This is a genomic window from Mycobacterium sp. 20KCMC460 (assembly GCF_022179425.1).
In the GTDB taxonomy this organism is placed as follows: domain Bacteria; phylum Actinomycetota; class Actinomycetes; order Mycobacteriales; family Mycobacteriaceae; genus Mycobacterium; species Mycobacterium kiyosense.
In genome coordinates this window covers 4730053-4749467 of sequence record NZ_AP025524.1, presented here as the reverse complement: position 1 = coordinate 4749467, position 19415 = coordinate 4730053, and the positions used below count along the sequence as shown (strand labels likewise).

General features: G+C 63.7%; 17 protein-coding genes. 9 read left to right on the top strand and 8 right to left on the bottom strand.

The genetic code is table 11. The annotated features are described in order from the left end of the window. Nucleotides 1-3: 3 nt before the first annotated feature. Complete coding sequence (locus MKCMC460_RS21845) at nucleotides 4-1662, bottom strand: PEP-utilizing enzyme (protein WP_236977036.1); 1659 nt, start codon at nucleotides 1660-1662, stop codon at nucleotides 4-6. Further along, a complete protein-coding gene (locus tag MKCMC460_RS21840; protein WP_236977034.1) occupies nucleotides 1662-2678 on the bottom strand; it encodes a hypothetical protein in 1017 nt (338 codons plus the stop codon). Before MKCMC460_RS21840 ends, MKCMC460_RS21845 begins: the two co-directional genes overlap by 1 nt. 149 nt (nucleotides 2679-2827) lie before the next feature. Here MKCMC460_RS21840 and MKCMC460_RS21835 point away from each other — a divergent pair, with 149 nt between their 5' ends. The 3 genes from MKCMC460_RS21835 to MKCMC460_RS21825 all read left to right on the top strand — a co-directional run bounded on the left by MKCMC460_RS21835 (nucleotide 2828) and on the right by MKCMC460_RS21825 (nucleotide 4414). Then, a complete protein-coding gene (locus MKCMC460_RS21835; protein ID WP_238304813.1) occupies nucleotides 2828-3148 on the top strand; it encodes a TetR/AcrR family transcriptional regulator in 321 nt (106 codons plus the stop codon). Continuing rightward, the gene (locus MKCMC460_RS21830) at nucleotides 3100-3432 is read left to right on the top strand and encodes a hypothetical protein (protein ID WP_238304812.1); all 333 of its coding nucleotides are present in this window, start codon (nucleotides 3100-3102) and stop codon (nucleotides 3430-3432) included. The genes MKCMC460_RS21835 and MKCMC460_RS21830 overlap by 49 nt, the downstream gene beginning before the upstream one ends. 70 nt (nucleotides 3433-3502) lie before the next feature. After that, a complete protein-coding gene (locus tag MKCMC460_RS21825) occupies nucleotides 3503-4414 on the top strand; it encodes a hypothetical protein (protein ID WP_238304811.1) in 912 nt (303 codons plus the stop codon). Between the two features lie 38 nt (nucleotides 4415-4452). Here the strand turns inward: MKCMC460_RS21825 and MKCMC460_RS21820 are convergent, their stop codons facing one another. Both MKCMC460_RS21820 and MKCMC460_RS21815 read right to left on the bottom strand, forming a co-directional pair. Next, entirely contained in the window at nucleotides 4453-5634 is a 1182-nt protein-coding gene (locus MKCMC460_RS21820; RefSeq protein WP_238304810.1) for a spirocyclase AveC family protein, read from the bottom strand. Nucleotides 5635-5931: 297 nt separating this feature from the next. Further along, the gene (locus tag MKCMC460_RS21815; RefSeq protein ID WP_236977025.1) at nucleotides 5932-7428 is read right to left on the bottom strand and encodes a carotenoid oxygenase family protein; all 1497 of its coding nucleotides are present in this window, start codon (nucleotides 7426-7428) and stop codon (nucleotides 5932-5934) included. Nucleotides 7429-7837: 409 nt separating this feature from the next. On the opposite strand from MKCMC460_RS21815, the gene MKCMC460_RS21810 reads away from it, so the two are divergent. After that, nucleotides 7838-8371 carry a MarR family winged helix-turn-helix transcriptional regulator gene (locus tag MKCMC460_RS21810; RefSeq protein WP_236977024.1) on the top strand — a complete coding sequence of 178 codons (534 nt, stop codon included), beginning with the start codon at nucleotides 7838-7840 and terminating at the stop codon, nucleotides 8369-8371. Nucleotides 8372-8391: 20 nt separating this feature from the next. Here MKCMC460_RS21810 and MKCMC460_RS21805 read toward each other — a convergent pair whose 3' ends face one another. Then, nucleotides 8392-9033 carry a TetR/AcrR family transcriptional regulator gene (locus tag MKCMC460_RS21805; protein ID WP_236977023.1) on the bottom strand — a complete coding sequence of 214 codons (642 nt, stop codon included), beginning with the start codon at nucleotides 9031-9033 and terminating at the stop codon, nucleotides 8392-8394. 44 nt (nucleotides 9034-9077) lie between these two features. Continuing rightward, a complete protein-coding gene (locus MKCMC460_RS21800) occupies nucleotides 9078-9800 on the bottom strand; it encodes an alpha/beta fold hydrolase (protein ID WP_236977022.1) in 723 nt (240 codons plus the stop codon). 248 nt (nucleotides 9801-10048) lie between these two features. Between MKCMC460_RS21800 and MKCMC460_RS21795 the strand changes: the two genes are divergently transcribed. Then, on the top strand, nucleotides 10049-11113 hold the full coding sequence (locus MKCMC460_RS21795; protein WP_236977021.1) for a spirocyclase AveC family protein: 1065 nt from the start codon (nucleotides 10049-10051) through the stop codon (nucleotides 11111-11113). A 60-nt stretch (nucleotides 11114-11173) separates the two neighbouring features. Beyond that, a complete protein-coding gene (locus tag MKCMC460_RS21790; protein WP_236977020.1) occupies nucleotides 11174-12706 on the top strand; it encodes an AMP-binding protein in 1533 nt (510 codons plus the stop codon). Here MKCMC460_RS21790 and MKCMC460_RS21785 read toward each other — a convergent pair. Continuing rightward, the gene (locus MKCMC460_RS21785) at nucleotides 12691-13620 is read right to left on the bottom strand and encodes an acyl-CoA thioesterase II (protein ID WP_236977019.1); all 930 of its coding nucleotides are present in this window, start codon (nucleotides 13618-13620) and stop codon (nucleotides 12691-12693) included. The genes MKCMC460_RS21790 and MKCMC460_RS21785 overlap by 16 nt on opposite strands. An 11-nt stretch (nucleotides 13621-13631) precedes the next feature. Continuing rightward, nucleotides 13632-14462, bottom strand: coding sequence for a mycofactocin-coupled SDR family oxidoreductase (locus MKCMC460_RS21780; RefSeq protein ID WP_236977018.1), 831 nt, complete (start codon nucleotides 14460-14462; stop codon nucleotides 13632-13634). Between the two features lie 512 nt (nucleotides 14463-14974). On the opposite strand from MKCMC460_RS21780, the gene MKCMC460_RS21775 reads away from it, so the two are divergent. The 3 genes from MKCMC460_RS21775 to MKCMC460_RS21765 are packed head-to-tail and all read left to right on the top strand — an operon-like array spanning nucleotide 14975 to nucleotide 19378. Next, complete coding sequence (locus MKCMC460_RS21775; RefSeq protein ID WP_238304809.1) at nucleotides 14975-16387, top strand: NAD(P)/FAD-dependent oxidoreductase; 1413 nt, start codon at nucleotides 14975-14977, stop codon at nucleotides 16385-16387. Further along, complete coding sequence (locus MKCMC460_RS21770) at nucleotides 16384-16569, top strand: hypothetical protein (protein ID WP_236977013.1); 186 nt, start codon at nucleotides 16384-16386, stop codon at nucleotides 16567-16569. The genes MKCMC460_RS21775 and MKCMC460_RS21770 overlap by 4 nt, the downstream gene beginning before the upstream one ends. 31 nt (nucleotides 16570-16600) lie before the next feature. Next, nucleotides 16601-19378 (top strand): PEP/pyruvate-binding domain-containing protein, encoded by a 2778-nt coding sequence (locus MKCMC460_RS21765; RefSeq protein WP_236977012.1) that lies wholly within the window; start codon nucleotides 16601-16603, stop codon nucleotides 19376-19378. Nucleotides 19379-19415 lie beyond the last annotated feature (37 nt).

Below are 19415 nucleotides of genomic sequence, written 5' to 3'. Positions count from 1 at the left end.
AGGTCACGGAAAGCTGGATGCGTCATCGAGCTGGTGTCGGTTGTCAGCCAGTACCTGCACTGTCGCCGTGGCACCGTCGACAAGGATCTGGTCACCGTCGCAAATGACAGTGGTGCCGTTGCCGGTGCCGATCACGTAGGGGATGCCCAGTTCCCGAGCCACCACGGCACCGTGGCTCGACGCCGATCCGACGTCGATGACCAGTGCACTGGCGGTCCCGAACAGTGGCGCCCAGCTCGGATCGGTGTATCGGCACACCAGAATGTCGCCCGGCTCCAGTTCGACGTCGTCATTGGGATCGAGCACCACACGGGCCCGGCCCTGTACCGTCCCACCGCCACCGGCGACGCCTTTGGCGGCCTCGACAGGCTGGTCATTTCGGGCTGGCGCAGCGGACGCGACGGTGGCCGGCATTCCAGTGAAACTCACTGGGAGGTCGATGCTCGCGTAGCGGGAGCGTTGGTCCCGTCGATAGGCGATCAGCTCCTTGGCGTCACACAGTCGCCCGTTGGCGAGATCGTGATGCTCGCTGATGGTGAGAAAGAACGCGTCGTCGACGTCGTCGATGAGTTGCTGCGCCACCAGTTGCCGCCCGAGGTCGCGTGCGGCAGCTCGGGCGCCGTCGAGTGCCCGGAGGTACGACGCTTTGGTCAGCTCCAGATTTCGGATCAGGTTGGCTGCGCGGCGCAGTGCAAATCGCAGCGCGAGCCGCCGGAGACGGGGAAGTTCAGCCAGGACACGGGTTTCAGTTTCAATTCGGGTGCGCATCGCGTCGCGTTCGCGGTCGCGGGCCCGGGGCATATCTACGCGAGTGCGGTAGGCGGACACCAACGCGTGTACCCGTTCGGGTTGTTCCCGCCAAGATTTCGTGTAGACGTTGCCTTCGTTCGGTCCGTGAAATCCGTACTCGGCCAGGAAAGCCTCGATCGTCATTTCGTCGCGGCTCACTCGCCAGATATCGTCTGCCAGCGTGGTTTCGGCGACATTGCCGAAGCCGCTCAACAGGTTTCGCGTCTGTTCCGGGCCGGCGCCGGACGCCGGAGCGGCAATTGCGGTAACCGCACCGACTGCCACCGGAACGAGGAACCGGACACGGGAGTGAAGGTTCATGGCTTCGGCGAATTTGCTGCGGGACATCTCCAGACGCTGCAAAGGCGAAGCGTGAGAGGCATTGCCGAGTACGTCCTCACGCCACCATTGACGGTTGCGGGTGTGCATGGCGCACACTAGGGCGTTGGTGCGCAGCATCGCCGCCGGCAGGCGTACCGCGATGACGGGCAGCCGCCGACCGGCCCCTGGTTCTGGGGGTAGACCCGGACGGACGCTGCCGAGGAGGTCCCGCTCGACGTCGTCGGGGCTGACTCCGGGGAGCCGGCCCATGACGGTCCGGATCACCGCGACATTTGCTACTTGACGGCCGTAAATGGCTGCGGTGGAGCGCTTGTTGGGATCGGCGTGGATCGCGGTTTCGCGGCGGGACAACAGTCCGAAGTCGAACATCGATTGCAGCCAAGCGCGTTCCAGGCCGTCACTCCAGATGTCCCAGCACAGTGGTGACAACAGATCGGGCGTGGCCTCGGCCACATTGGTAGTGGTCCAGAAGCGTTCTGGCTCACTGACTCCCGCTACGGGATCGGTGAACCGACGTCCCGAGAGGGTCATCAATTGGTACGGCTGTCGGCGGGAATGCGATCGGCGAAGTACTCGAACCACCCGTAGCTGAAGGTCGGTGTGCGAGGGTCGCCTCGACGGGTGGTCGACCCGGCTTGCGACCCGTAGCCGCCCCAGCGGGAACTGGCGAATTCGTCCATCCAGCCGGTCTTGTCGCCACGGAACTCCCATATTACACCGCCGGTCGCCATTGTCGAGCTGTCGACATGGCCGCCCGCGTCGAATACGTAGTGCTGGGCGTGCTCGGTGGCGGCGGTCAGTACGGTGCCCTCACCGTCGAGGTCTTCGACGACGACCGCGCAGGACAGGCCCCGCTTGCCGTTGACGATCATTCCCCACTGCATCGCGCCGTCCTCGAGGAGGTTGCCGAACGCATTGAAGCTGATCTCCAGGTCGGCATAGAACGCGAACTCCTTCGGTTCGATGCCGTGTGGCCAAAAACCCTGTTCCAAGACCACGATTCCGCGCGCCGGTCTACCCAGAATCGTGCCTTCAGCTCGGTGCGGGACTTGCGAATAGAACCACGGCTGGTCGGGCATCGGGGCGAATGCCTGCACGCCCAGTGCCCCGGTCTGGCCTTCCAAATGCAGGATGTCACCTTCGTCCCAGGTGACCCGGCTGTCGGTGAGGTCGATGGTCAGCGGCGCCTCATCGGCAGGTGCCACCCCTGGTGCGAGGCGTTGCATGACGGGTTCGGCCCAGCGGCGCTGGTTGGCAGTCGAGCTGCGGCGCAGTTCTCCCCGTGCACTGCGCCTGGTGGCCGGCAGCACTTGAAGTGAACCGTGCTCGGTCGACATCACGTAACAACCACCGGTCATCGAGCCCATGAACTTTCGTTCCACCACATAGGAATTGCCGGTGTCGTCCTGGAGAAATCCGTAGATGTACTGCACCTGCATGCCGAGCCCGTAATAGGTCTTCGTCGGCAGCATCGACGCCACCGTGGGCCGAAACGCACCGACCACCGTGCGGTAGTCGAAGTCAGCGAAGGGGCTGAACTCGGACATCGGGGCATTCTCCTGTCCGCACGAGCCGCATACGCGGGACTCACCTGACGGTGGATGGGCGGTCACCCGATCACTTACGATACAGACATAGAATATCCGTATCAATAGGGTCTTCTGCGCGGCGGGTTGGGTTTGGCAGACTGATAACCGTGGCTCAACCCAATCCGATTCGGCGACGCTCCCCGGATGGCGTGCGCGAGCGTGTACTCAATGCGGCCCGAGTGTGCTTCCGGCGCAGCGGCGTAATGGCCACGCGGATGGATGAAATCGCCGACGAGGCCCAGTTGTTGCGCCCCAACCTGTACCGCTACTTCCCCAGTCGAGAGGCGTTGATTGCCGCGGCTCTGGAGCGGGAAATCGAGATCACCAATGGCATCCGGCGGGAGAAGATTCCGCTGGACGGCCCCGTGGCGGGGTGTTGGTGGAGTCGCTGGTGCTCGGTTATGAGATTCACCGCACCGAAGAAATGACGCAGTTGGTGGTCGTGAAGGAGATGGTCGAGATCACCGCCTCGATAGTCGCCGGCGACGAGTTGATCATGTCCGCGGAGAGTGACTATTGGTATCCCGTACTGAGCTACGGCCGTTCGCGCGGCGAAATCAACGACCGCCTCAGCGATGAGCGCATAATCCGTTGGTTCCTGGCGTCGCAGGTGCAACTGTCCACCCGCACCGAGTTGCTCGACCATGTAGCCCGTGACGCTCGCGAGTTCTTCGCCGATTTCATCGTTCCGCCCGTGCTGTCGCGGCCGTAGAGTTCTCGCCGCTGTCGGCGCCGACATGTTGACCTAATGATACGCAGATAATATTCTTGTATCACTTTGGTTGCGTGACGCGGCGCCCACGCTCGTCAACCAGCCTGCCCGCGCAAAGGAGCTGATTGCCATGACGGCAAGCGCGTCCTGGGTCAATCCCGTTCCCGTGCCTGACTTTTCAATCACTCTCGGTGCTACCACGAGCACTGTGGTGACGTGGATCTGCGTGGTCACCGCGGCTGCCTGCGTGATCGCCGCCGTCGGGGAAATCTTGCTCAAGCGCACCGCGGTACTGCTGTTCTGCTGTATCGGTGGCATCTTCTGCAACGCCATCGAGCCGTTCTGGGATGTCATGGGCCACCTGAACTTCAATCGTGGCAACACCGTTGTCTTTCAAGCGTTCGCCCAGACCGCGTTCCCGGTGGACTATCCCTTGTGGGCGGTGCTGCTCTACATCCAGTTCGGCGGATTCCAGTGTTGGGTCTTCTATTTGATGCTCAAACGCGGCGCCGGCCGCCGGACGTTCTGGATGGTGGCAGGGTGGCAGGTCATCGTCAATGGGCTCATCGAGATACCACTCATCAATGCCAAGGTCTACCAGTACTACGGCGATCAGCCCTTCCGGCTGTTCGGGTTCCCGCTGTGGTGGGTCTTCACGAATTTTGGTGAGCTACTCGGCGCCGTCGTGCTGTACCTGCTGATCAAGAGATTCGGCAATAAGGCTGCCGCTGCTGCAATCTTCATCGTGCCGGCGGCATTCGGGGCATGGGAGCTATGGGCGGGCTGGCCCGTCTATGCCGCTCTCAACTTCGACACGTCGTCGGCGGTGAAACACTTCGCAGCGCTCGTTTCCGCGGCTATCACGATGCTGACCCTCTGGACTTTCGCGAAGTTCATGCCCGTGCTGCAGTCACTACCGGACTGGCACTGCAAGCAATTCGGGCCGGCGAGCCGGGACGAGGTGGGTGTTTCCGCCGGCTGACGTCAGCGCTGTCAGCAATTGCGCAAGGCCAATCGGCCTCAATTGGCAAACGGGAACTGAGCCGGGAGTTGGGTGTGGGGCGGGATGACGGCCTTGCCGTCAGGTGTGAGGTAGCCCGACCCCCCACCTGAGCCGGTGTTGTCGTTGCGGCTCAACGGAACACCCGGGCCCGGGCAGGCGCGATCCGTGCCCTGGCCGCACAATCCGTCGGTGAAGTATGACCTTTCCAGGAGGTCGCGCTGCCATTCTTTGGAGTGGGTCCCGATCCAGTAGTTCGGCACGTTGTAGGTGAGGAACAACGCCACGTGTACGCCGGCCAGGACCGCGAGTGCGCGAACCACCGCCTGGCTGCGGTCGGACAACCGGAGATTCTCGGCGCCGCGCTCGACCAGCGTCTGGCCACGGTCATTGCGGAAGTATCGTAGGCAGGCAACGGCGGTGAAGGTCGCCGAGACGGTGACCACCTCGTTGAGCGGGAAGGCATGGTAGGTCCCGCTGAAGATCGAGAAGCCGCGTCCGCCAGGGTATTCCCAAATGCCGAGGGGCATGAATATCACGCCCTCGAGGATGATGTCGAAACCGACCATGGCGACGAAGCAGCAGACGATCAGTCCGAGGGTGCCGATCTGTGGCCACCTGGCTTTCGCCCGCCGCATCACCGCGCAACCCAGGAACATGGTGATGACGAAAACGTAGACGTACAACCCCGGCATGATCAGAATCGGCTCGACCACCATGGCGCCGGGCTTTCCGTTGGACAGCCAACCCGGGACGCTGTGCACCCACGAGCCGTAGTTGAAGGTCCACGAGTTGTAGGTGAACCAGTGGCCGCCGTAGGCCGACAACGGATCTTGAAACCATAGCGTCGAGAAGGCGAGCACCAGCATGCCGTCCAGGGTCAGCCGGCGTTGCCGGACGATTGGGCGCACCACGAACCACCCAATCAGGATCAGCCCGACCGGAATCGACACGGCCTGGAAGAAGACCATCGCCACTTTCATGTAGGTCGGTGGATCGTTGGGGCCGGTGGGCACCCGTTGAAAGAACGGGCCGGTCACCCAATCGATCAACACGTAGGCGATGAAGGCAACGATCAACGCTCCGAGGCCGGCCCACCACTTCACCGGAACCAGACGGTGCGGTTCCTGCGAGAGATCGTTCACATTCCCCGAGCCCGCCGAGGGCCGAGCTTTGGTGGCTGTGGCGCGGGTTGACATCATGAATTCGATACTGAGACGTCATGTACCAAATTGTCAATGTAATGTCGAAGAAATTGCAGCTCAGCAGTGATGAGTACGCGCCCCACCGCACCGCTCGGACAACCTGCCGCGACCGGGCGGCGCTGTCCGGGCCAGGCAGGAGGGGTTCGTCCCGCATAGCCTGAACCTGTCACGCCGTCCTACGGAAACGACCGTTCGGGTCGAATGGAGTTCGCCCCCTGCGAGCTCCCCGATCCCGCGTGACGCCGCCACCCGTCGGGTTTCCGGCGAGTAGCGGCGTCACGGGTGATCATTGCCTCAGCGGAAGTCCATCCAATGTCCGTGCGGGGTCCAACCCATGTGGAACGGCAGTTCGATCTTGCAGATCGGGCCGGCGGTGATGTCGTCGGTATCGAAGATCTGGAATTCGCCACGCCGATCGGCCCACCACGACACCGGCACGATGATGTAGCCGTCGCCCTCGGGAGCGTCGATGCTGCGCGGTGCGAACGACGCTTCCAGGACCGCGGCCAGCTCGCCCGGACCACGGATCTGGTAGATCTCCTCGGTGAGCTTGTCCACGTCGTTGCGGATGAGGCTGTCCATGCGCATGCCGCGCTTCTTGGGCTGGCCGCCGATCTGGAACCCGTAGCGGTGTCCCTTGCCGTAGAAGCGTTGGTCGACCTTGCAGATTTCGGACGGCAGCTCGGAGAGTTGCTCGGCCTTGGTGACGCCGGTGGTGAGGTTGACGGTCCAGCGTCCCAGGTAGCTTGCGGCGTTGCTGAAGAACAACGCAGCCTGGTCGCCTTCTTTGAACTCGTTTTCCATCGGGAACGGCGGCGTGTTGAAGATGGGTGCGTCCAGGACGAGCTGGTCTCCCTTGACGTTGGCCGTCATCGTATGCATGACGTATTGCGCGGGCAGTTCGGTCTTGACCCAACGGATCTCGCCCTGCAGATCGTGCCGCGGGATCAGCGCGATGGTGATCGGCAATTCCGGCTCCCAGCCGAAGACCGCGTACCCCTTGCTATTCCGCTTCAAGTCGATGATGAACGGCTGGAAAGGCATGACCACCCACTCGGGTGTGAGCCAGATATCATGTGCCACCGTGTTGTACGGGGCATCCCACAGGTCGCGGGATTCCACCGTCCCGTTCGGGTGTACGTATTTCATCGACACATAGGGCGCGGTGTCGCTGTATGACCACCCGTAGAGAATGCCCGTGTCCTCATCCCATTTCGGGTGAGCGCAGAAGGTGCCGTCGCCGAAGCACACCGGCTCGTGCGGGCCTCGGGACAATTCCGGTGCCCACGGTACGATTCCCTTGGTCTCCAACGTGATCGGATCGATGATCTGGGGTGGGGCGCCCAGTTCGCCCGAAACAATCAGCTCGCCGGCGAACGGAAAGATGTTGATGCTGGCCGTGCCCTGCGGGGTGTGGGCGTTTTCGGTCGTGCGCAACACCTCGCCGTAGCCATAGTCGCGGTAATCGCCGAACCCACCGTCGGAGTACTCGAACATCCCGCGGCCGTACCTGTCTTCGAGCATGTATTTCGGCGTGCGAACCCAGCGGTTCCGAAAGTCGGCGCGGCCGTTCTCGAACACCAGTCCCTGCACCATGCCGTCCATCGCCAGCAGCGGCGTTGTGCCCTGGCTGGTCGGCCGCTTCCAGCATGGCCCGGTGCGGTAAATCCCACCGGAGAGATCGCGGGGGATCTCACCGTGGGTGACGATGCACTCCTCGACGGTGGCCTCGAAGCGCATCGGTTGGAACGGCCCCTTGGTGGTGACCGTGTCGGGAATGGAGTAACCCATTTTCAGCTCCCTGGTTCTTGTTCTGGGCAGCAGCGCTTACGCGAGGGCTGCGGTACCGGAGATGTTAGCGCCGAAACCTCAACTTGTAAACGAGCACTTACGTAGTCTACACGGCGCAGGCCGGTGGCGGTCGGCGGTGGGGTCGGCGCCGCCGGAAGTGGCTGGGGAAGTGCGATGTGACATACATTAAGCTGCAGTTCTTCTGCGCGCCTCAATGCTGGCGACGTGCGCCATTCTAGTTCGGCATAGCACAAGACTGCTGGACCACGTCGGCGATACGTAAACGATCGTTACCCCGTGGAGTCCGGCCCGGGTCGGGGGGGCGAATTGGGGCGAGTGGCGCGCGGCGGGGCAGGACACACCCGCTGACGCGGCGCCCGGGTGCCCGAGCGGCAGCTCATAATCGGACATGGCCACTGACCACCCGCCGACTCGAGCGATCACCGTCGAGCAGTATCGGGAACTGTTGGCCAGCCGCCTGCGCGCGGACGGTGTCGTCGGCGTGGACGCCGCCGAGCACGCCGAACTGGTGTTCAACCTGACCCGCCTGCACCATCGACTGGCTCGCGATTTCGAGGGAATGCATCGCCGGCGGGGCTGGACCTGGGCCGGCTTTCGCATCATGAATGTGTTGTGGGCAGTGGGTCCCGCCGAATTGCGCGATATCGCACGCCTTTCGGGAGCGTCCCGGGCCGCTGTCTCCAGCGCGCTGAACACACTTGAACGCGATGGGCTGGTGCTCCGCAGCCGTGACAGCGCCGACCGTCGACTGGTCCGAATCGAGTTGACCGAGCACGGTGCTGCCGCCTTGCGCGAGGCGATGCGTGAGCAGGGGGACCGGGAACGTGCCTGGTTCGCCGAACTCCAACCCGCTGAACAGCAACGGCTGAGCGAGCTACTCGCCGCACTGGCCGACCGCAAGACACCATCGGGCATGCGATGAACGCCGCGGCCCTTGTCCGGTCAGGGTCGGCCGGGAGCCAGCGTTGCGGCGACGATTCGATCGACGGCCCGCATCGTCCGCCGGGTTCGTTCTTCGTCGGAGTAGAAGCCGATGTCCATGGCCAAGCCCCACAACAGATCCATGCACACCTGCGTGGTGGCTTCGGTGTCCATCTCGGCGTCGATCTCACCGGTCCGTGCCGCAGCAGCGAGCAGGTCGCCGACGTAACGGCGCACGGAGTCGATTGGCAGCAGCGCTTTTTCGCGGAGCTCCGGGTGAGTGATGGCGTCGGCGGTCGAGATGACGAAGAACCGGACGAATGTCTCGTCGGTTTGGCTGAATCCGACCGCGCTTTCGAACACCGCCATGACGCGTCGATGCGCGGAGCCGGTCACACCGTTGGCGTCGGCAAGGATCTTGTCGGCCACAACATCGCGGACCGATGCCAGCGCGGCGGCGTAGAGCTCGATCTTGCCCGAGTAGTAATTGGCCACCGCGTTGCGGGTGATGCCGGCTTCCTCGGCGATCTGTTTGAGGCTGGCTCGCTCGTAACCGGTGGAGGCGAACACCTGCCGGGCAGCGTGCAGGATTTTCTGCCGTGTCTCGGCGCCGTCTGCGCCTAACGGTCGGCCTGGCCGGCGGCGGCCGACGGGAGAGGTCACCGGAAAGACTCTACGAGCCGGCGCTGGGCTTTCGCTCACCGCGATCAGCGCGGGCCGTCGACGCCACTGGCAAGCAAATGTTCGACCAGCTTGTCCGGAACCGAGAGAAACGGCGAATGATCCCCGCCCAGGTCGACGAGTCGGGCGTCGGCCGCGGTGCTCATTTTCTGCTGAAACCACCACGGCAACACGCGATCGTGACGACCGCCCAGGTAGACCTTCGGCACCGATCCGAAACCCTCGGCGGTTATGCGCAAGGGCGTGGTCACCAAGCCCAGCGGCTCGGGGCACAGTTGGCCGGCGGCCCACTCGGCGTCCGCGGGTGTGCAGCGGTTGTAGAAGCCTTCGACGACGAGCTCTGGCGCCACCGCAAACGCGCTGCCGTCTGGCTCGAAGGTGAGTGCCCCCGGGCGGGCGAACAACCAGTCCTCGCCGATGCTCTGCATCTTCGGCAGCGGAGCCTCGCCGTCCTCGACCAGCAACGCATTGACCAGTATCAGTCCCGTGACCGCATCGGGTCGCTGCTCCACGAACTGGCTGACGACCACTCCGCCCAGACTGTGCCCGACCAGCACCACTGGGGGTCCGGCGCGGTCTACAGCGGCGGCGACGGCGTCGAGGTACGCACTGAGCTCGGGCCGGCTCCCCGGCCGGCGCCCCGGCAGGTCGACCGTCACCACCGCGTGACGCTCGCTGAGCGGACCGACGATCCGCTGCCAGCACCAGGCGCCGTGTAGCCCGCCGTGGACGAGGACGAACGTCGTCATAACCACACCCTTATCCCACGCACCGCCAAACGATGTTCGGTTATTTGGTGAGTTACCGTGCCAGGCAGGGCGGCCCAGGTCAAGCGTCTCGGAGCAGTCTGGGCGCGAATTCGCCGCTCTGGGCCCCCTTCCTAACCAAACGTCGTTCAAATAGAGTGGGTCTGCGGCCGATTGAACCGCTTGCCTTGGAGCGCAGCGGAGCTCACAGCGATGGTTGCCGACGTGGAAGGCGCCCTATGTCAAGCGGTTTGGACAAGCTGGATGTGATGCACCCGGCGGCTCACTCGGTTCGTCGTGAGATAGTGCCCGCGACCAGAGCGGGTTGGCGCTGGCAGCATTACCTGGCCGTGATCGCGGGGTTATTCCTGGTCTGGGGTGGGTGGACGATCGGGGCCTGGTTGGCGGCGGGCCCTCGGCCGGTGACCGCCTATCGAGATCCCACGGCGTCCACCTACACGATCGCGAAGGCCTACGAAATTGTCGCCGTGCTGCTGGTTCTGGGCGTGGGTACTTATGTCGTTCGCGGGTGTCTGCGACAACGGCGCTTCACCTTCGACGCGCAGCTCTGCATTGCCGGGCTGTTGGCGTACTGGCTCGATCCGTTCTACAACTTCTTCGTTCCGATGAACCTGTACAGCTCGAACTTCGTGAACGTGGGCAGCTGGTGCAGTCATGCGCCATTCGTGCTCAACAAGGCGTGTGGCGGCTCGCCCGAGCCGATCCTGGTCATCGGCAGTATCTACCTGGTGGGGTTTCTGGTCTGCGCAATGTTGGGGTGTCGGCTGCTGCGGGCGGTCAAAAACCGGTATCCGGGCGCCTCGATGGCGCGGGGCTTGATTGCGCTTGCGGTTTTCGCCATCGTCGCCGACCTGTTGATCGATGGTGTCTCGAGCCAGTTGAATCTGTGGAATCAGTTCATCCCCGCCGGCCTCAATATCGCCAATGCCGTGCGTCCCTTCCCGGCGACCCTGCCGCTGTCGGCGATACTGTTTTTCGGGGCCCCGACCCTGGCTCGATACTTGCGTGACGACCGAGGGAGAACGATCTTCGAGCGCGGGCTCGATCACCTGCGGCCGCGCAGCCGCAAAGCCCTGTCGTTTCTGTCCTTGGTTGGCTACATGCAGTTGATGGTGGCGGTGACCATTCTGCTCACCATCGCCCCGGTGGGGCTGTACGCCAACAACTCGCCGACCTACCCAGCCCATATCCTCAACGGGCAGTGCGACATTGGCCCGGTACAAGGCAGCGCCTACGGTCCATGCCCGGGTACCCCGGGCTTCACGGCGCCGCTACGGCGTCTGCCGCATCCCTAGCTGACAGAGCAGGGCCCGCAACTTTAATCACGGTTAAGGCGGAGATCGGAGTGCAGATTGGTGTTTGCCGCAACTGACTGGGTGGCCTACCACGCGCGGCACCGTGGTGGGTCCCTTGCACTCGGATGCGCGGAGGACGGCCGGCGAACAACGTGGGCACAGCTGGAGGATCGGGTCGCCGGCGCGGCCGCTACCTTGCGCGAACTCGGCGTCGGGCCCGGCGACCGGGTGGCATTGGTGAGCGAGAACGACCCGCGCGTGTTCGAGGTCCAGTTCGCCTGCATGCGCCTCGGCGCGCTCTTCGTGCCGCTCAACTGGCGACTGCACGTCAGCGAAATTCAGGACATCTGCCTCGACGCCCGGCCGGGTGTCATCGTGCACGACGAACGCTGGGCAGAGGTCGCGGACGCCGCTGCCGTGAAAACCGGTATCGCCCAGCGGCTGTCGTTCGGCCGGGAGCACAATCGGACCGATTACGAGTCGGCCATTTCGACGGTGAACCCGCTGCGTGCCGGCGGCGCGATCCCGATGGACCAGCCCACGCACATTCTGTACACGTCGGGGACGACCGGGCGGCCCAAAGGTGCTTTGTCGACCAATGCGACGCTGGTGTGGCAGGCTCTCAACACCGCCCACACCACCGGGTACTCACAGCCCGGATGCCATCAACTCAATCCGATGCCGTTGTTTCACGCGGGCGGCCTGAACGTGATGGCCAATTCGATCCTGTACTTCGGCGGCGCGGTCACCACCATGGCCCGCTTCGATCCCGATGCCGTTCTGCACCAGATGGTGAACCAGGACCCGCCGATCACCCACTTCGCCGCCATCCCGATGTTCTATCAGCGCATCGCCGAAACGGCCGACTTTGCGGCGGCGGACCTGTCGCGGATGCGCCATGGGATCATCGCCGGCGCAATCGCATCGCCAGAGTTGTTGCAGCTGTGGGCAGACCGTGGTTTCCCGCTTCAGCCTCAGTACGGTGGAACCGAAATGGGTCCGATGGCAACAGCTCTGGACGACGAAGCGAACAATCTTGCCTATGCGAAGAATGGTTCAACCGGGCGTGCCGCGCTGCATACGCGGATAAGGCTGGTCGACTCGGCAGGCAAGGACGTCGAGGACGGTGTTACGGGCGAAATCTGGTTGCGGGGTCCAAGTGTCACCGTCGGATATTGGGATCGCGACAACGCCGATTACTTCACCGACGACGGCTGGTTTCGGACCGGAGATTCGGCATACCGAGACGGCGACGGCTTCTACTACCCGGTTGGGCGTGTGAAGGAGATGTTCAAGTCCGGCGGGGAGAACATCTACCCGGCCGAAGTCGAACAGGTGCTCGCGCTGCATCCCGATGTCCGTGATGTCGGTGTTGTGGGGGTGGCCGACGACCAGTGGGGTGAGGTGGGCCTGGCCGTGGTGGTGCCCGAAGCCGGGGTGGTGGTTACCCTGACGGATTTGAATGCCTTTGCGGCACAACGTCTGGCGCGCTACAAGCTGCCCAAGCGGCTGGTACTGGTCGAGGAACTTCCTCGTAATGTCACCGGCAAGTTATCCCGCGAGCAGCTCAAACAGGATCATTGGGACAGTTGAGCGTTCTCGGCCTTGCGCGGCGTCACGAATACCATCTCCTGGGCGACGCTCGCCACGAGCCGACTTGCCCGGGAGCGTAATTCGCCGCGGCAGTACGCGCGGTAGCCGTGCGCGATGGGCGCGAACTGCTCGAGCAGCAGCCAATCGTCCAGGCGGGCTGGACGGTGGAACCAGACCGAATGATTGAGCGTCGCTCCCAGCAGGGTCGTGTGGCTGACCATGTCGAGCCACGCTATCCCGGTCGGAAAGTATACCGGCTCGAACATGGGCAGATCCGTGGCGAATACCACGGCCGCGACGTCGGCCCCGGGAAGCTGCCGCGGATAGTCAATAGCCTTCAGCCAGATGCGGTTTCGCGGTGGAGCAACCGAATCGCTCCACGGCACGTGGTCGACGTATCGCAGGTCGACCGGCCACTGCGGGCCGGCTTGAACGGGAATGTCGGTCCCGTATCGGTCCGCCAGTGCTGCCCGGCGCGAGGGCAGCGTATCGGGGTCGGGCGCCGGGTCGACATGGTCACCGTGGTCCGCCGCCCATTCATGTTCGATCGATGCCTGGCTGTCGCTCGAGGCCGCGGTGTGAAACGAGACGACGGTGGTGGCCAGCATTCGTCCGTCCTGCCGCGCGGTGACCACCCGGGTGGACATCGAACGGGAATCACGGACCCGGTCGACGTCGTAGCTGATGGCACGCGTGTCGTCGCCGGCGTGCAGGAACGAGGTCTGCGACGAATGCGGCACTCGAGTGTTGTCGACCGTTGCGGCTGCGGCGAGCAGGCTCTGCGCCCCAACCTGGCCGCCGTAGAGACGCGGCAGACCCGAACAGACCGGTGCGGCGTGATAGCTATCGGCCGCGGCCTCCTGCAGGGCGAAAACCGTTGGCCACCAAGGTACGGCGTCGGCGGAATTCGGCACTGACTCAGGTATCAGCGGGCGGTTGCACCGGCGTCGACGGGGATGGCCGCGCCGGTGATGTACCGGGCTTCGTCAGAGACCAACCAGGCGACCGCGTTGGAGATGTCTTCGGCCTGGATGAGTTGCACGGGAAGGATATTGGTCATCGCCTCGAACAGCTCGGGCACCTCGGGTGCGGCACCCAGGAACGCTTCGTTGTTCACCATGGGAGTGTCGGCCCCGGTGGGGTGCAAGGAGTTCACCCGGATGTTGTAGCTGCCCAACGCGTTCGCGTAGGCGCGCATCAACCCTACGACGCCGTGCTTGGCCGCGGTGTAGCCCAGCATCCCGTACGTCTTGGACCGCAGGCTACGTGTGGTCCCCTTCAGGCCCGCCGCCGAGCTGGTGATGACCACGGCGCCACCCTGGTTCTGGTCGACCAGCGTCGGGATGGCCGCTTCGATGGTGTGGACCACCCCGGTGAGCATGACGTCGATGCAGTCGTGCCAGGCTTGGATCACCTTTGAGGTGGGGCCGAGTACCGGCATGATGCCTGCGTTGGCGATCACGATGTCCACCCGGCCGAACTCCGCCAATCCCTCGTCGAAGACTTTGTTGACCGCCGCCTCGTCGCGAACGTCGGCTTTGGCGGCCACGATTCGACGACCGAGCCCTCGGACCAGTTCGACGGTTTGGGCGAGTTCTTCCTCGGTGCCCAGCGGGTAGGGGACCGAGTCCAGCTGTTCGCAGATGTCGAACGTGACGATGTCGGCACCCTCCTTGGCCAATCGCACGGAGTGTGAGCGCCCCTGGCCTCGTGCTCCACCGCTGATGAAGGCAACTTTGCCGTCCAACGCTCCCATTTGGATCTCCTGTTCGACGCGACGCATGCGCATTAACCGATCATTGTTAGATAACGTAGTGCCGCCCCGAGGCCTTGTAAACAACTTTTCGCAGACTGCAAACGGTTATCTCGTGGTGGTACCGCCCGGTGCTGCGCGATGCCTATCCGGGTCCCGGCCGGCCGAGGGTTCAACCGGTGGCGCCGTCCTGGCGTCCGATGCGCACCGCGCAGCCATCGAGATCGCTGAGTGCTCGGTTGTTGCAAGAGTTGGCCCGGTGAGCCGGGCTGTGTGCGCCATGCCGCGGCACGCGTGAAGACAGCCGCCGTGCCGCGGCATCGCCGCGACTTGCTTATGTTGTGCTGCAAAGCTTTAACGCCTGATGGAACTCCGGTCGACGTCGTCTGCACATCCTGTCAGAACCGCACAACTCACTGGCCGATGCCGAGTTCGCTGTCGGAGCTGCTCGAATTTGCAGACTTATTGTAGTGACAGAGTGTTTGATATAAAGTCGCACGAACGAGAGGAGTGACATGACCGAACGCAATGCCGACGTGGTCGTCGTCGGGTCAGGACACAACGGATTGGTGGCCGCCTGTTATCTGGCCAAGGCGGGACTGGACGTGCTCGTACTGGAGGCGCACCACACTCCCGGCGGCATGACGGCCACCAATCCGATGCCCGAGGCGCCGGAGCACTTCGCCAACGACGCGTCCATCCAGCCGTCGCTCTTCCGCACGACGCCGATCTCGCGCGAGCTGGGCTTGGAGAGTAAATACGGGCTGCGCATGAGAGTGATCGACCCGCCGCACGTGCACATGCAAGAGGACGGTAGCTCGTTGGCTCTCTGGCGTGATCCCCGCAAGACCGCCGATGAGCTCAGCTACTTTTCACCGCGCGACGCCGCGGAGTACCTCGAGATGTTCGAAACCATCCGTGCCGCAGTCGATATCGGCTTGCCTTTCATGATGGCAAACCCGTTGCGACCCGGAATCCAGACGATCCTCAAAATGCTGAAGGCGACCGGCGTCCACCGACGCCGACTCGCCGCGATCGGCCGTTGGGCCGCAGGCTCTTTCAGTGAGACTCTCGACGAGACATTCGAATCCGACATCATCAAGGCGCAGCTGGCGATCAATCTGCCTTTCACACCATTCGCCACAGACGGCGGCGGCTGGGGAATGATCTACCTCGGCATCATGAGCAAATACGGTACCGCCATGTTCGAGGGCGGCACCGGCAACTTCCCCCGAGCGCTGATCGAGTGCCTCAACGACTTTCGAGGCCGGGTGCGGTGTTCGGCGGAGGTGGATGAACTGATCGTGCATGGCGGTCGAGTGACGGGCGTGCGCCTCGTGGATGGTGAGGAGGTCTACGCGCGACGTGGCGTGTTGACCGCATGCAGCCCCAAGACCACTTTGACGCGGTTGCTGCCCCGGGGTGTGCTGCCGTGGAAAATGCAGGCGCGTGCGGACAACATCCCCACCCGAGTTCGGGGTATCGCGGACTTCAAGATGGACGTGGCGGTGAAAGGTCGCCTGGACACCTCTCGACACGAGCGTTGGCGGGGGGACGGAGTCGATTTGCGGCTGGGCGCAAATTCATTCAATACGTGGCAAGAGGTGCTGGGTGCCGAGCGGGCCTGCCGGCGAGGAGACATTCCAGAACACGTGTGCGGTCTGGGGCAGGTCACCACTGCGATGGCTCCCGAACTGGCGCCGAAGGGACACGACACGTTCTGGATGTGGTGCGGGCTCACACCAGCTGACCCCGACGCTGATTGGGACACCGTGCGGGCACAACTGCAGAACGCCGCGATCAAACACGTCGACAAGTTCTACGTCGGCGTCGACGAACTCCGGATCGGTGTTCGCACTTTGGTTTTGCCCGATATCGAAGACCGCTTCCACGCAATCGACGGCAGTGTCTATCACGTCGTCCGGTGATCACCCGATTCGGGCCGCGGAAGCCGGCACCTGGGTTCGCCGGCTATTCCACCCCGGTGCCAGGCCTGTTCCTCACCGGCTCGGGGACTCATCCGGTCGCGGGCATCAGCGGCCTGCCCGGCAGGAACGCCGCCAACACCATGCTGCGCGTATTCAAGAAGGAATCCGGGCGCACCAGCTAGACGCCGCACTACTCAGACAAGGAACGAAGTCATGAGCCACATCCTCGATTTCTCCGATCACGCCGCGTTGTTCCAAGAGCAGACGGGCGGCAAAGGAGTCAACCTGAGTCGGCTGTTTCAAGCAGGCTTTCCGGTGCCACCAGGCTTCTGTGTCACCGCGGATGCCTACCGCTGCTTCATGGCCGCCGACGGTCTGACCGAGCGGATCGTCGAGCTGGTCGCAGAGCTTTGCTACGACGATCCGGACGCCCTTGATCGCCAAACCGCCGCGATCAGGCAGTTCATTGTGGCCGCTCCGATGCCCGCTGAGATTTCGACGCAAATCGCAACGGCCTACGCGGGTTTGGGGGACGGAGCATTCGTAGCGGTGCGCTCCTCGGGGACCGCGGAGGATCTGGCCGACGCGTCGTTCGCCGGACAGCACGACACGTATCTCGACGTAGTGGGCGCCGAGGAGGTCATCGATGCGGTGCGCCGGTGTTGGGCATCGCTGTGGACCACGCGCGCAACCGGGTATCGCAAGCACCACGACTTCGACCATGCCGCGGTGGCGATCGCGGTTGTGGTCCAGAAGATGGTCACCTCCGAGGTCTCGGGGGTGATGTTCACCGGCAACCCGTTGACCACAGCGACGGACGAGACGGTCATCAACGCGACATGGGGGCTGGGCGAGGCGTTGGTGCAAGGCATCATCACACCGGACCAGTTCGTCGTGCAGGTACCGCAATACACCGTGGTCGAAGAGTTGCTCGGAGCCAAGGAATCCCGGATCGTACGCGACCGCAGCCAGGGTCGCGGCGTGATCGAGCAGGACGTGCCCGCGCAGGAGCGGGCTCGCGCCAGTCTGAACTCTCGGCAGATCGTCGACCTCGCGCGTCTCGGCCAGACGGTGCAGGAGTACTACGGCGGCTACCCGCAGGACATCGAATGGGCCATCGAAGGCGGCACCTTGTACCTACTGCAGTCCCGACCCGTCACCGGAGTCGACTTCACCTGGGATGCGGATGTCGATCGGGGCCATCTGCAGGCTGCGGCTGTCGACACCGTCTGGACCCGCGCCTACGCGGACGCGATCATGACCGGGTCGCCCGGTGCGCTGCAGTACGCCTGCCGGACCCCACAGTTCTCCAACCGGCACATGCGCCGCATGTGGGAGATCTTTGGTTTTCCGGATCTCGCCGAGATGCGAGCATTCAAGTACTGGAAGGGCCAGTGGTACTTCAACGTTGACACCGAACGCCTGCCGATCGAGCGACTAGTGCCCCCCGCGCTTCGACCGATGTTCCTGGACTTCATCCCGCCGACGATGCACGAGCAGGTGCTCAACGCGCCGTTCGACAAGGCCACCCTGGCACGCGCGCTCATGCGCTGGCACATGCTGGACCCGGACACCACACCCGGCCAGTTCCCCCGGACGTTCGAAGCATGGCGAGCCCGCACCGATTACGAAGGCAAGACGACCGAGGAACTCCGCACGCTCAACGACGAAGAACTCGTCTCGTACTGTCAGCACATCACCGCTCTCGAAGGTGAGTGGGGCGACTGCATCTTCCTGCCGTACTTCTTCACCCTGCGTTTCGCAATGGCGGGCCTGGCGTGGATGCTCAGCACCTGGTACGACGGCGCCGATCCCATGGCGACGTTCGCCACGCTGGTCGCGGGAGCCACCCGCCGGACCGACACGCAGCGCGAGAACTCCGAATTGCTGGAACTCGTCACGATGATCCGTCGGTCGCCAGCACTATCAAAAGCCTTGCAGGAGAACGAAGACCGTGCATTTTTCGAGCACTGCCACACCTTTCTCGAGGGGCGGCATTTCCTCGAGCACTACGACCGGTGGATCGCCAACTGGGGTTTCCGCGGACAGGCGGATCGGGACTTCCTGCACCCGCGTCGAGCCGATGACCCAACCCTGGATTACCGCGCGTTCAAGCTCATGCTCAACGCCGACGCCGACCACGATCCCCAAGCCGCGGAGCGAGCGCTGGCGCGACAGCGCGAGGAAACATTCCAGCAGGTCATCACCAACGTTGCCACCAAGCCGGACGGCCAATTCAAGGTCGAGATACTCAAGGCCGTGCTCCCGCTGTGTCACGAGTATCTGATCATCCGCGATAACGAGCGTTGTCGTCCGACCGATGTGCTGATGTACGCCTGGAAGCGCGGCTTCGACGAGATCGGCCGGCGACTCTTCGAACGCGGCATGATCGAAGATCCCCGAGACCACAACTGCCTGTCCGAGATCGAGCTGTACCAGTTCTTCCGTGGCCTGGAAGAACGGCCAGACCTGCTGAAAGTCAAGATCGCTGCCCGCCGCCGGCATATCGACGCGGCACTGCGCAAAGAGGCGGACCCACCGAAATACCTCATCCGCAACCGAGCGGTCGATCTCGATCATCCGCGGGCCGAGGGCCAAGATGGCGTCTACGTGGGCACCGCAACGAGCCCAGGCACCTACACCGGAATTGCCAGGGTGGTGCGCGACCACAGCGAGATGGGCCGGGTCCGGCCCGGCGAGGTATTGGTCACGCACTCAACCGATCCCGGCTGGAATCCTGTTTTCACCGTGATCAAAGCTGTCGTGGTGGAGACCGGTGGAATGCTCTCGCACGCCTCGTGCCTGGCGCGCGAGATAGGGTTTCCTGCTGTGTACCTGCCCGAGGCGATGAAGCTGATCGAAGACGGTGCCACCATCACCGTCGACGGAAACACCGGTTCGGTAATCGTGGGCGACGAGGGCGCATCGGGTTTACCGCCCGCCCCCGACGCGCACAGCCCGACCCTTGTCGAGGTTGGCGGGAGTGCTTGAGAAGCCTAATCGGGTGAGGCCGCAGTCCGCGGATACC